At 30.7% G+C, this 12,127-nt stretch carries 14 protein-coding genes; 8 read left to right on the top strand and 6 right to left on the bottom strand.

Annotation, left to right across the window (positions count from 1 at the left end; all coding sequences use genetic code 11):
- Window positions 1–4: 4 nt before the first annotated feature.
- Window positions 5–1,075, bottom strand: a complete 1,071-nt coding sequence (locus tag BT151_RS11790; protein ID WP_449401674.1) for a putative type IX sorting system protein PorV2 — start codon at window positions 1,073–1,075, stop codon at window positions 5–7.
- A gap of 115 nt (window positions 1,076–1,190) precedes the next feature.
- On the opposite strand from BT151_RS11790, the gene BT151_RS11785 reads away from it, so the two are divergent.
- Complete coding sequence (locus BT151_RS11785) at window positions 1,191–1,931, top strand: CDP-alcohol phosphatidyltransferase family protein (RefSeq protein WP_072402384.1); 741 nt, start codon at window positions 1,191–1,193, stop codon at window positions 1,929–1,931.
- A 9-nt stretch (window positions 1,932–1,940) separates the two neighbouring features.
- Entirely contained in the window at window positions 1,941–2,741 is an 801-nt protein-coding gene (locus tag BT151_RS11780; RefSeq protein ID WP_072402382.1) for a TerC family protein, read from the top strand.
- A 483-nt stretch (window positions 2,742–3,224) separates the two neighbouring features.
- Here the strand turns inward: BT151_RS11780 and lptB are convergent, their stop codons facing one another.
- The 4 genes from lptB to BT151_RS11755 are packed head-to-tail and all read right to left on the bottom strand — an operon-like array spanning window position 3,225 to window position 6,070.
- A complete protein-coding gene (lptB, locus tag BT151_RS11770; RefSeq protein ID WP_072402378.1) occupies window positions 3,225–3,965 on the bottom strand; it encodes an LPS export ABC transporter ATP-binding protein in 741 nt (246 codons plus the stop codon).
- 23 nt (window positions 3,966–3,988) lie between these two features.
- Entirely contained in the window at window positions 3,989–4,336 is a 348-nt protein-coding gene (locus tag BT151_RS11765) for a carboxymuconolactone decarboxylase family protein (protein WP_072402376.1), read from the bottom strand.
- The gene (tatC, locus tag BT151_RS11760; protein ID WP_072402374.1) at window positions 4,329–5,153 is read right to left on the bottom strand and encodes a twin-arginine translocase subunit TatC; all 825 of its coding nucleotides are present in this window, start codon (window positions 5,151–5,153) and stop codon (window positions 4,329–4,331) included. Before tatC ends, BT151_RS11765 begins: the two co-directional genes overlap by 8 nt.
- Complete coding sequence (locus tag BT151_RS11755; RefSeq protein WP_394333407.1) at window positions 5,153–6,070, bottom strand: KpsF/GutQ family sugar-phosphate isomerase; 918 nt, start codon at window positions 6,068–6,070, stop codon at window positions 5,153–5,155. Before BT151_RS11755 ends, tatC begins: the two co-directional genes overlap by 1 nt.
- A gap of 252 nt (window positions 6,071–6,322) precedes the next feature.
- On the opposite strand from BT151_RS11755, the gene BT151_RS11750 reads away from it, so the two are divergent.
- From BT151_RS11750 to BT151_RS11730, 5 genes are all read left to right on the top strand, one after another.
- Complete coding sequence (locus BT151_RS11750) at window positions 6,323–8,527, top strand: RecQ family ATP-dependent DNA helicase (protein ID WP_072402370.1); 2,205 nt, start codon at window positions 6,323–6,325, stop codon at window positions 8,525–8,527.
- Between the two features lie 107 nt (window positions 8,528–8,634).
- Window positions 8,635–9,567, top strand: a complete 933-nt coding sequence (locus BT151_RS11745; RefSeq protein ID WP_072402367.1) for a peptidylprolyl isomerase — start codon at window positions 8,635–8,637, stop codon at window positions 9,565–9,567.
- Between the two features lie 139 nt (window positions 9,568–9,706).
- Window positions 9,707–10,126: a hypothetical protein gene (locus tag BT151_RS11740; RefSeq protein ID WP_072402365.1), complete on the top strand. Its 420-nt coding sequence runs from the start codon at window positions 9,707–9,709 to the stop codon at window positions 10,124–10,126.
- A 21-nt stretch (window positions 10,127–10,147) separates the two neighbouring features.
- The gene (locus BT151_RS11735) at window positions 10,148–10,693 is read left to right on the top strand and encodes a YfiT family bacillithiol transferase (protein ID WP_072402363.1); all 546 of its coding nucleotides are present in this window, start codon (window positions 10,148–10,150) and stop codon (window positions 10,691–10,693) included.
- A gap of 9 nt (window positions 10,694–10,702) precedes the next feature.
- On the top strand, window positions 10,703–11,185 hold the full coding sequence (locus tag BT151_RS11730; protein ID WP_072402362.1) for a GNAT family N-acetyltransferase: 483 nt from the start codon (window positions 10,703–10,705) through the stop codon (window positions 11,183–11,185).
- Here BT151_RS11730 and BT151_RS11725 read toward each other — a convergent pair whose 3' ends face one another.
- Window positions 11,186–11,743 carry a thioredoxin family protein gene (locus BT151_RS11725; RefSeq protein ID WP_072402360.1) on the bottom strand — a complete coding sequence of 186 codons (558 nt, stop codon included), beginning with the start codon at window positions 11,741–11,743 and terminating at the stop codon, window positions 11,186–11,188. It abuts the gene before it with no gap.
- Window positions 11,744–11,791: 48 nt separating this feature from the next.
- On the opposite strand from BT151_RS11725, the gene BT151_RS11720 reads away from it, so the two are divergent.
- Window positions 11,792–12,127, top strand: a complete 336-nt coding sequence (locus BT151_RS11720) for a tRNA-binding protein (protein ID WP_072402358.1) — start codon at window positions 11,792–11,794, stop codon at window positions 12,125–12,127.

Genomic DNA, 12,127 nt, shown 5'->3' with positions numbered 1-12,127 from the left:
AATATTACCTAAAAATACTAAAATCAAGTTTTAATGAAAACACATTGGAATATAACGCAACACTTTGGTCTCCAATATCGGTAAAGGCATAATCAATTTGGATACCGTTGTACTTGAAACCAACTCCAAAACTGGGTTGGAAACTTAATTGCTCACTATTATCAATTTGTAATTCATTTTGAAAATTACCCATACCGGCACGTAAATACACCATGTCTATATATCCAAATTCAAAACCTAAAGCGGGGTTAATACTTGCAAAAGATGTTGATATAATATCGTTATTTTCTTCAAAACGAACGTTTAAATTAACAGCTGTTAGTAGCGTATAATCAACATTAAAATCTACTAATTTTGAAATACCTATTTGAAGTTTTGGTATAGTGATTTCGGTGCTTTCTGGTAATTCTTGGTTTTGCCCTTCAACAGCATCACTTATTGTTGCAAACTCTTCTTCATCAATTGCCCAGGCATTAAATGTGGTTGTAATATCTCGTGCCATAACACCAAATTTCCAATTATTTTCGGTTTCAAACTGAATTCCTAAATCTAAACCGAAACCCCAAGAGGATGCAAAATCTCCAATAATTCTACGTATAACTTTAGCATTTACACCGTAATTGAGTCCTTGTACGGGTAAAGCTCTCGCATAGGAAAATGTCAATCCATAATCGGCGGTTGAAAATAAACTAATTCTATCGTAATTGATGTTTCCTTGTTCGTCAATAAGTTGCGTAGTGTTTAAAATGTCATCAACAGCAAAGCGAATTAATGATATCCCAACAGCACTTCTATCATCTAAAGGCATAGCAAAAGCAGCGTAATCATAATTAGCAATATTAGCAAAATAGCTAGAGTGCATTAAGGCCATTTGGTTGTCTTCAAGTTTTAAAAGACCAGCAGGATTCCAATAACCAGAATTTACATCAGCTGTATGCGATGTTACTGCGCTACTCATACCCAATGCAGCTGCGTCAACACCTATATTCATAAACTCATTAGAATATTTTCTAACAGTTTGACTAAATAAAGATACCGATAAAACAAAGAAGCATGCAGTTATGTAAGGTCTCAATCGCAATTTTTTTACAAAGATGCACATAATATTTAAACCTATAAACTTGAAATTATAAGAGATATTGCTTCAGACTAAAATTGTTTGCTATTTTTACAACATCAAAATAATAACTATGAAAAAATTTATACCGAATGCGTTAACACTTTTAAATTTACTTTGTGGAAGTATTGCGGTGATTTTTGTGGTAAACAACAACTTTGTTACGGCTTCATTTTTTGTGTTTCTGGGCATATTTTTTGATTTTTTTGATGGGTTTGCAGCTAGAAAACTTAATGTTCAAAGTGCATTGGGTGTTCAGTTAGATTCACTTGCAGATATGGTGACAAGTGGTTTAGTTCCTGGAATGGTAATGTATAAACTTCTTAATTTAGCTCACTCTAGTTGGGGTGATATAGAAATGAATTCCAATTCAATTTTAAGTTTTGATAACATTGCTTTGCTGCCTATCTTGGGTTTAGCAATAACATTAGCATCAGCTTATAGATTGGCGAAATTTAATATAGATGAAGATCAACAAACGTATTTTAAAGGTTTGCCAACACCAGCAAATACTTTATTAATTGTATCGTTACCATTAATTTTAGAGTTTCAAAATAGTGATGCTATAAACGCTATAATTCTTAATAAATGGTTTTTAATAGCATTAACAATTTTAAGTTGCTATTTATTAAATTCAAATATTAAGCTCTTTGCTTTGAAGTTTAAAGATTGGAGTTTTAAAAGCAATGCTACCCGATATATTTTTATAATACTTTGTATAATATTTCTTATTGTTTTACAATTTGCAGCTATACCTGTAATTATATTACTTTATATAATTATGTCCGTTTTAGATAATTTAACCTCCAAATAATTCTTACTCATGCTAGAAAATGTTTTTACGCTTTTAATGCTTATTTTATTACAAGCTGTTTTAGGGTTTGATAACCTGTTATATATTTCATTAGAAAGTAAAAAAGCTCCTGTTTCAGATCAAAAAAGAGTTAGAAAAGTAGGGATTTTAATAGCTATAGGATTAAGAATTGCTTTACTTTTTGTTTTGGTTTCTATAATTGATTTTTTTCAAGAACCTTTTTCTTTTTTAACAGGTGGAATAAACGAAATTGTGCATTTCGCTTTTAATGGACACAGTTTAATTGTTTTAGCAGGTGGTGGATTTATTATTTACACGGCAATTAAAGAAATTTGGCATATGATTTCTATTAAAGATTTAACTCATGATGTTGAAGCGGAAGATGGGAAAAGAAACAAATCGTCTAACGCAGTTATTATAAGTATTGTATTAATGAATTTGGTATTTTCTTTTGATTCTATTTTAGCTGCCATTGGATTAACTAGTGATATAGAAAGTTCTGTTACAGCATTTGTTATTATGGCAATAGCCATTGTAATTAGTGGATTGTTAATGTTAGTACTAGCTGATAAAATTTCTACTTTCTTAGCAAAAAACAGAATGTACGAAGTACTTGGGTTATTTATTTTGTTTATAGTTGGTATTATGTTGGTAACCGAAGGCGGTCACTTAGCGCATTTAAAACTATTTGGAAACGAGATTGTACCAATGAGTAAAACAACGTTCTATTTTGTGCTTGCTGTTTTAGTTATTGTTGATGTTGTGCAAGGGCGATACCAGAAAAAGTTGTTGAAAGAACAGGAAAAATAGTTTAAAAAATAATTTTAACAAGCATTTTTAAAAAATGAAATGTATAAAAACGTTAAAATTATAATTGGAAAAAGAAAAATTGCAATTGAATAGAAACTGTAATAAAAGTTATGCTGTTCAAAATTTCCTTTATTTTTTACCCAAATCCCATCTGATAGCTCATTTTTATAAACTTGAAATGGGTCTTTTTTAAAGAAATATTTGAAAATTGAAGTTATTCCTTTCGTTATGATTATTAATACAAAAGGTATTGATGTGAAAAATATACACTCAAAAGGACATAAATAATTCCAGTGAAATAGTTCCATTAAAAAACCTATTGAAATCATGAAAATTGAAATCTTCAGGTAAATTAAAACGTGTTTTTTCGATTTTAAATCTTCGGAGCAGGTTAAAACTATTAAACTGAAAATTTGAAATAAAATTAAAATCATATAAAAATATACTTCATTTAATTTCATGATGTAAAAGCGTTAAATGAAACTAATCACGAATCTTCTTCTTACGTAACTCAAAGTTTTGTCCTAAATACACTTTTCGTACCATTTCGTCATTAGCAAGTTCTTCAGGTTCACCAGCTTTTAAGATGCTACCTTCAAACATTAAATATGTTCTATCGGTAATAGCAAGTGTTTCTTGTACGTTATGGTCGGTAATTAAAATACCAATATTCTTTTTGGTAAGTTGTGCTACAATGCGTTGTATGTCTTCAACAGCAACAGGGTCTACACCAGCAAAAGGTTCATCTAAAAGAATAAAATTAGGGTCGGTTGCTAAAGCTCGAGCAATTTCTGTACGACGACGTTCACCACCAGATAACAAATCGCCACGACTTTTACGAATATGACCTAAACCAAACTCTTCAATAAGCGATTCCATTTTATAGTTTTGCTCTTTTTTGCTCAGTTTAGTGAGTTGTAGTACGCTTAAAATATTGTCTTCTATACTTAATTTTCTAAATACGGAAGCTTCTTGAGCTAAATATCCAATACCTGTTTGTGCACGTTTGTACATTGGGTATTTAGTTATTTCGGTATTATCTAAATAAATATGACCACCATTTGGTTTTATTAAGCCAACAATCATATAAAAAGAGGTTGTTTTTCCAGCACCATTTGGTCCTAAAAGACCAACAATTTCTCCTTGGTTTACTTCAAGAGAAACATCTTTTACCACTTTTCGTCCACTGTAGGACTTCATTAAATTTTCAGCTCTTAAAATCATAATTGCAATAACGTAAATTTTATTTATTTATTGGCTTCTAAAGCATCCCAAAATTCGTAAGCACGACGTAAATGTGGAATAACAATAGTACCACCAACCAAAGTTGCAATACTTAAAGCTTCAACAACTTCTTCTTTTTTTAAACCTATTTTATGGCTTGTTTCTAAATGGTATTTTACACAATCGTCGCAGCGTAAAACAGCAGAGGCTACCAAACCTAAAAGTTCTTTGGTTTTAACATCTAAAGCGCCTTCTGCGTAAGCGTTAGTATCTAAATTAAAAATACGCTTAATCACTTTATTATTATCAGCTAAAATATTATCGTTCATTTTAGCACGATAGTCATTAAATTCTTTAACTATATCAGACATGTTGTTTTTCTTTTCGTTTTTGATTTTTTACCACAATTTTTGAAATATAAATACTTACTTGGTATAATATTAAAATAGGGATAGCTACTATAACTTGACTCGCAATATCTGGAGGTGTAATAATTGCTGAAAGAATTAATACAATAACCAACGCATACTTTCTATATTTTCTTAATATCTCTGGAGTAACCAATCCTATTTTAGTTAAAAAGTAAATGATAATTGGTAACTCGAAAATTAATCCAGATGCCAAAGCAGAAGAACGTACTAGTGCTATATAAGAACTTATATCTATTTGATTATCTACTAAATCTGAAATGCTGTAATTGGCTAAAAAATTAAGCGATAAAGGTGTTACAATATAATAGCCAAACAATACGCCTAAAAAGAATAAGAGTGATGAAATAATTATAAAACCACGAGAATGTTTACGTTCGCTACTATGCAATCCAGGACTAATAAACTTCCATAATTGATAAATAATATAAGGAAATGAAATAACAAAACCAGCAAGAATCGCGGTCCAAATATCGGCTGAGAATTGCCCTGCCATAGTACGATTTTGTATAATCATTGGCATTTCATCAGCACAAAAGGTGGTGTCAAGACCTATAAAATTTGCCGTTTCACATAGAAAATGATAAGTTGGAAAACTCATGTGCAATGGCGCAAAAATAATACTGTCAAAAATAAAACGACTAAAAATAAAGGCTAGAGTAGCAACTATAACAACTGCTATACAAATTCTGATTAAGTGCCATCGTAGATCTTCAAGATGATCTAAAAAAGACATCTCATTAATATCTTTTTTTGCCATTATATTATGCCTTCTTTAATTAAATCGTGTAAATGAACTACTCCCGCATATTTGCCATCTTCTTCAACTAGAAGCTGTGAGATGTCATTTTTTTCCATAACATCTAAAGCGTCAACGGCCATAGCATCTGCATTAATACTTTTTGGATTTGCTCCCATAATATCTTTAGCTGTTAATTTAGAAAAGTCATCAACTTTGGTTAACATTCTACGTAAATCACCATCGGTAATAATACCAATAATTTTATCATTTTCAACTACAGCAGTTACACCAAGCATTTTTTCGGTAATTTCCACAATAACCTTTTTTATACTAGTGTCTGGGTTTACTTTAGGTTTTTCGTTAACTGAAGAAATATCTTGAACACGTAAATAAAGTTTTTTACCTAACGCACCACCTGGATGATATTTTGCAAAGTCATTACTTGAAAAACCTCTTAATTCTAATAAACATATAGCAAGCGCATCACCAATAACTAATTGAGCAGTTGTACTAGTAGTAGGTGCTAAATTATGTGGACAAGCTTCTTTTTCGACAAAAGCATTTAAAATATAATTAGCCTGTTGTCCTAAAAAAGAATCTTTATTTCCAGTAATAGCAATCATTTTGTTTTTGGCACTCTTTATTAAAGGAACAAGTACTTTAATTTCTGGGGTGTTACCACTTTTAGAAATACAAATTACGATGTCATCTTTAAGTATTAGTCCTAAATCGCCATGAATAGCATCTGCCGCATGCATAAAAATAGAAGGTGTACCTGTAGAATTAAGTGTTGCTACAATTTTATTTGCAATAATGGCACTTTTACCAATTCCTGTTATAATTACACGTCCTTTAGAGTTGTAAATAAGCTGTACAGCTTCTGCGAAATCATCATTTATAAGGTTAGACAAATTTAAAATAGCTTCGCTTTCCATTTTAATAGTTTGCTTAGCTATATTAATAATAGAATTTTTGTCTTTCAAAATTTATTATTTTTTAGTTGATTTTTTAAAGTTTTTGTTATCTTTAGTGATAGCCAAATTGAATTTTGTTGTAATTTGGATTTTCGTTACAAAACTAACGAAAAAAAATATGAGGGTTCTTCAAATGCATTACTAAATTAAACGATATGTTTTTTTTGATGTATGTTGGAGTTTTAATTAAGAAAATAAATTTTTATATAATTCATGTTGATAGCAAAAAGTGACTTACATGCTGCACTAAAAAAATACTTTGGGTTTAATAAATTCAAAGGTCTTCAAGAAAATGTTGTAGAAAGCATTTTATCCGGAAATCATACATTTGTAATCATGCCAACAGGAGGCGGCAAATCGCTCTGTTACCAATTACCAGCGTTAATGCAAGAGGGAACAGCCATTGTTGTTTCTCCTTTAATTGCATTAATGAAAAATCAAGTAGATGCCATTAGAGGTATTTCTAAAGAAGATGGTGTAGCGCATGTACTTAACTCATCCTTAAATAAAACCGAAGTAAAGCAAGTAAAGGAAGACATTGTAAATGGTGTTACTAAGTTGCTTTACGTAGCGCCAGAATCCTTGACTAAGGAGGAAAATGTAGAGTTTTTAAGATCTGTAAAAGTTTCTTTTATGGCTATTGATGAGGCGCATTGTATTAGTGAATGGGGACATGATTTTAGACCAGAATACAGGAATTTACGCCATATTATAGGGCGCATAGGAGATAATATACCTATTATTGGTCTAACAGCTACTGCTACACCAAAAGTTCAAGAGGATATTATTAAAAATCTTGGTATTGCAGGTGCAAATACTTTTAAAGCATCGTTTAACAGGCCTAATTTATATTACGAAGTTCGTCCAAAAACAAAAAATGTAGATGCAGATATTATTCGGTTTGTAAAGCAAAATGATGGAAAATCTGGAATAATTTATTGTTTAAGTAGAAAACGTGTTGAGGAATTAGCGCAAGTGCTTCAAGTAAATGGTGTTAAGGCCGTGCCATATCATGCTGGTTTAGATGCTAAAACAAGATCAAGTCATCAAGATAAATTCCTTATGGAAGATGTGGATGTTGTGGTTGCAACTATAGCATTTGGTATGGGAATAGATAAACCTGATGTGCGTTTTGTAATTCACCATGATATTCCTAAAAGTATTGAAAGCTACTATCAAGAAACAGGTAGAGCAGGACGAGATGGAGGCGAAGGACACTGTTTAGCATATTATGCTTATAAGGATATTGAGAAATTAGAAAAATTCATGTCTGGAAAACCCGTTGCAGAACAAGAAATTGGACAGGCTTTATTGCAAGAAGTTGTAGGTTTTGCTGAAACTTCTATATCTAGAAGAAAGTTTATCTTACATTATTTTGGTGAAGAATTTGATAATGAAACAGGAGATGGTGGAGATATGGATGATAATGTACGTCATCCTAAAAAGAAACACGAAGCCCAAGATGATGTTGAATTACTTTTAGAAACCATACAGAATACTAACGAAAAATATAAATCTAAAGATTTAGTAAGTGTTATTACTGGAAAAGAAAATGCTTTAATAAATTCTCATAAAACGAACGAACAGCCATTTTTTGGTAAAGGAAAAGATAAAGACAAAAAATATTGGATGGCTCTATTAAGGCAAGTTTTAGTTGCTGGCTATCTTAAAAAAGATATTGAGACTTATGGTATTATTAAGTTAACCAAAACAGGTGAAAACTTTATAAAAAAACCAGAATCTTTCATGATGACTGAGGATCATATTTTTGAAGGAGAACAAGAAGATGGAACTATAATCACTGCTGCAAAAGGAGGAGGTGCTGTTGCAGATGAGGTTTTAATGGGGATGTTAAAGGATTTACGTAAAAAGAATGCTAAAAAGTTAGATATTCCACCATTTGTTATTTTTCAAGATCCATCACTGGAAGACATGTCTTTAAAATACCCAATTAACTTAACAGAATTGGCCAATGTTCATGGTGTTGGAGATGGTAAGGCCAAAAAGTATGGAAAAGATTTTGTTAATTTAATAGCGAAATATGTTGAAGAAAATGACATTATTCGTCCAGACGATTTAGTTGTTAAATCCACAGGAATAAACTCAGCAAACAAACTTTATATTATTCAAAATATTGATAGAAAATTACCTTTAGATGATATTGCATCTTCAAAAGGTATGTCTATGGGAGATTTCATAAAAGAAATGGAAGCCATAGTTTACTCAGGTACAAAATTGAATATAAATTATTGGATTGATGATATTTTAGACGAAGATCAGCAAGAAGAAATTCACGATTATTTTATGGAATCTGAAACAGATAATATAGATAAAGCAATTGAAGAATTTGATGGGGACTATGATGATGAAGAACTTCGTTTATATCGTATAAAATTTATTAGTGAAGTGGCTAATTAGTAATGTGCTTTTTTTAGTTTATAATAATTAGTAATAAAAACCAGAAATCATTTTACCTTAATCCTTTTTCAATTCCTTATCTTTGCACTTTCTTAAAAATTAGAACAATGCAAGACGGATTATACGCAAAATTTAACACAACAAAAGGAGAAATTCTTGTTGCTTTAGAGTACAAAAAAGCACCTGGAACAGTAGGTCACTTTGTAGCTTTAGCTGAAGGGAACTTAGAAAACAAGGTAAAACCACAAGGAACTCCTTATTATGATGGTTTAAAATTTCATAGAGTAATACCAGATTTTATGATTCAAGGTGGTTGCCCACAAGGATCAGGATCTGGAAACCCAGGTTATCAATTTGATGATGAATTTCATCCAGATTTAAAACACGATGGTCCAGGAGTATTATCTATGGCAAACGCAGGTCCTGGAACTAACGGAAGTCAATTTTTTATAACACACATTGAAACAGCTTGGTTAGATAATAAACATACTGTTTTTGGTAAAGTGGAACATGGACAAGAAGTTGTTGACACTATTGCACAAGGTGATAAAATTGAAACTTTAGAAATTGTTCGTGTTGGTCTAGATGCTGAAAAGTTCAATGCTGTTGAATCTTTTAGAACTTTTGAAGGTTCAAGAGAAAAAAGATTAGCTGAAGCTAAAGCTACTGGAGAAGCAGAATTAGATAAGCTTGCAGCTGGTTTTAAAAAAACAGAAAGTGGTTTACGTTATCAAATTATACAAGAAGGTAATGGTGCCAAAGCAGAAAAAGGTAAAACGGTTTCTGTTCATTATAAAGGGCAATTATCAGATGGAACTGTTTTTGATTCTTCTTACAAACGTAATGAGCCTATAGATTTTCCATTAGGAATGGGACAAGTGATTTCTGGTTGGGATGAAGGTATTCAACTTTTAAAAATAGGAGATAAAGCACGTTTTGTTATACCTAGCCATTTAGGTTATGGTAGTAGAGGTGCAGGTGGTGTTATACCACCAGATGCTACTTTAGTTTTCGATGTAGAGTTGATGGATGTGAAATAAAAATAATCTATTACTAATAATATTAAAAAAGCACCTATTTTAAATAGGTGCTTTTTATTTGAAATTCCATATAACTAAATATTCAATTGGTTGGTCGACTATATTTCATACTTTTCTTACGTTATATTATTTTTGTAATATGATAAGTGTTAAAGATTCAGATTTTTTTAAGGAGGTTATTAAGGAGTTTAATTACTCTTTTGGTAACGTATATGTGTTTGAAGAATTTGTTATTTCCGAATTAAATCATGGAGAAACTATTGGTTGGGAGCAAACTAAATTAATAGTTGATGATGTAACATTGTTCTTTAATTCCAATGGCGAAAACGTTATTTACATAGCTAATAGGATTAATTCTTATTCTGTAGTAGCTACAGATTGGCTCAAGTTTTTAAAACAAAGATATTCTCTCAAAGCGTATTGCATAGTTTCGGGAAACAATGTTGGGAGCATAAATTCTACAATAGAAAAATTATTCTTCAATAAAAAAATAAAGCACTTTAAAACGCTTTATGAGGCAGTGAATTTTGTGAAAATCGGTTTATTAGAAATTGCATAACAATTCTTTATATTTGCTCTTATGACAGAGCAAGAATTACAAAAACTTAAATATCCTATTGGAGAATTTAATAGCACGAGTAATATTTCAAAACAAAATATTGAAAGCTGGATATCTATTTTAGAATACTTTCCTAACAGACTTGAAAAATTAGTTTCAGGTTTAACAGACGAGCAATTAAATACGGTTTATAGGTCAAATGGTTGGACCATAAGGCAAGTAGTTCATCATCTTTCAGATAGTCATCATCACAGTTATAATCGTTTTAAATGGGCTTTAACAGAAGATAAGCCTGTTATAAAAGCTTATCATGAAGAGCGTTGGGCAGAACTTCTTGATGCTAAAACCGCTCCAATAGAAATGTCGTTACTTCATTTAAAAGCTATTCATGCTAAATTAGTTTACTTACTTAAAACTTTAAATGATGATGATTTAAATAAGTGTTTTATACATCCAGAGACAAATAGTGAAGTTCTGTTAAAAAAAAATATTGGTATTTATGCATGGCATAGTAACCACCATTATGCGCATATTGAAAATTTATTAAAACGTAATAATTGGCTTTAATATTTATCCATGATTAGAAATGTACATATCGAAGATGCTCAACAATTGGTTGATATTTATAATTATTATGTGTTAAATACTATTGTTACTTTTGATGATGTCCCATTTACAAATGAAGACTTTAATGAAAAAATAAACACCATATCAAAGTCATTTCCATTTATTGTATTTGAAGAAGATGATAAAATTTTAGGTTATGCCTACGCAAATAAATGGCGAGAAAAACCTGCATATAAGCAAACTGTTGAAAGCACAGTGTATTTGCATCATGAAGCCCAAGGCAAGCAAATAGGAACAAAATTGTACACCGAACTTTTGGCAGAATTAAAAAATCAAAATTATCATGTTATTGTTGGTGGCTTAACCTTACCAAATGATGCTAGCGTAAAGCTACATGAGAAATTTGGGTTTAAGCAAGTTGCTCATTTTAAAGAGGTTGGGTTTAAGTTTAATAAGTGGCTTGATGTTGGCTTTTGGCAATTAAATTTATAATTATTTTTTCCATTTAATATTGCAGCCAATACTTGGTTTTTGAGTTGCCGTATTTTCTCTGTTTTCAAGTAAACAATCTAAAGCATGTTTTAAGTCTTTTCCTGTTACAGGAATACCATTTCCCGGTCTAGAATCATCTAATTGTCCTCTATAAGTTAGTTTTAAACCCTTATCAAAAATGTAAAAATCTGGTGTACAAGCAGCATCATAGTTTTTTGCGACTTTTTGTGTTTCATCATATAAATAAGGAAATGGGTAGTTTTCCTTTTTGGCGTGAAGTTTCATTTTATCAGGAGAGTCTTGAGGGTAATTAACAACATCATTACTAGAAATAGCAATAAAACCAATACCCTTTTTATAGTAAGTGTTAGCTAAAGCTACAACTTTAGAATTAACGTGAATAACAAAAGGACAATGATTACAAATAAACATGACTACAGTTCCTTTATCTCCTTTTATTTCTTGAAGTGATAACATTTTTTGAGATACGGTATCAAATAAATTAAAATTTGGAGCTTTAGTTTCTAATGGGAGCATATTTGATGGAGTATTTGCCATAATAATAAGTTTTTATTCAAAGTTCGGGATAATTTGTATTTTTAAAAAATGAACAATACAATAACTTTTGAAGATTTTGCTAAAGTAGATTTAAGAGTCGGGACTATTATTGAGGTTAACGATTTTCCTGAAGCTAGAAATCCAGCTTATCAATTAACTATAGATTTTGGAGATTTAGGCATAAAAAAATCTTCAGCTCAAATAACAACACTTTATAAAAAAGAAGATTTGTTGCAAAGACAAATTGTTGCAGTTATAAATTTTCCTAAAAAACAAATTGCTAAATTCATGAGTGAATGTTTGGTTTTAGGAGCTGTTAATGGTAAAGATGTAATTTTGTTAAATCCAGAGAACAAGGTTAAAAACGGAAGCCTAGTCGCTTAA

It is taken from the genome of Flaviramulus basaltis, assembly GCF_900114265.1.
In the GTDB taxonomy this organism is placed as follows: Bacteria; Bacteroidota; Bacteroidia; order Flavobacteriales; family Flavobacteriaceae; genus Flaviramulus; species Flaviramulus basaltis.
Note: the sequence above shows the minus strand (reverse complement) of the source record. Positions and strands in the feature narration are given on the sequence as shown.

Excerpts from the sequence above, each read along its gene's own strand:
- BT151_RS11720 (WP_072402358.1), top strand. The coding sequence starts at position 11,792 with ATGAACAATACAATAACTTTTGAAGATTTTGCTAAAGTAGATTTAAGA.
- BT151_RS11730 (WP_072402362.1), top strand. The coding sequence starts at position 10,703 with ATGATTAGAAATGTACATATCGAAGATGCTCAACAATTGGTTGATATT.
- BT151_RS11750 (WP_072402370.1), top strand. The coding sequence starts at position 6,323 with ATGTTGATAGCAAAAAGTGACTTACATGCTGCACTAAAAAAATACTTT.
- BT151_RS11755 (WP_394333407.1), bottom strand. The coding sequence starts at position 6,070 with ATGGAAAGCGAAGCTATTTTAAATTTGTCTAACCTTATAAATGATGAT.
- BT151_RS11780 (WP_072402382.1), top strand. The coding sequence starts at position 1,941 with ATGCTAGAAAATGTTTTTACGCTTTTAATGCTTATTTTATTACAAGCT.
- BT151_RS11740 (WP_072402365.1), top strand. The coding sequence starts at position 9,707 with ATGATAAGTGTTAAAGATTCAGATTTTTTTAAGGAGGTTATTAAGGAG.
- BT151_RS11785 (WP_072402384.1), top strand. The coding sequence starts at position 1,191 with ATGAAAAAATTTATACCGAATGCGTTAACACTTTTAAATTTACTTTGT.
- BT151_RS11735 (WP_072402363.1), top strand. The coding sequence starts at position 10,148 with ATGACAGAGCAAGAATTACAAAAACTTAAATATCCTATTGGAGAATTT.
- tatC (WP_072402374.1), bottom strand. The coding sequence starts at position 5,153 with ATGGCAAAAAAAGATATTAATGAGATGTCTTTTTTAGATCATCTTGAA.
- BT151_RS11765 (WP_072402376.1), bottom strand. The coding sequence starts at position 4,336 with ATGTCTGATATAGTTAAAGAATTTAATGACTATCGTGCTAAAATGAAC.
- lptB (WP_072402378.1), bottom strand. The coding sequence starts at position 3,965 with ATGATTTTAAGAGCTGAAAATTTAATGAAGTCCTACAGTGGACGAAAA.
- BT151_RS11725 (WP_072402360.1), bottom strand. The coding sequence starts at position 11,743 with ATGGCAAATACTCCATCAAATATGCTCCCATTAGAAACTAAAGCTCCA.
- BT151_RS11745 (WP_072402367.1), top strand. The coding sequence starts at position 8,635 with ATGCAAGACGGATTATACGCAAAATTTAACACAACAAAAGGAGAAATT.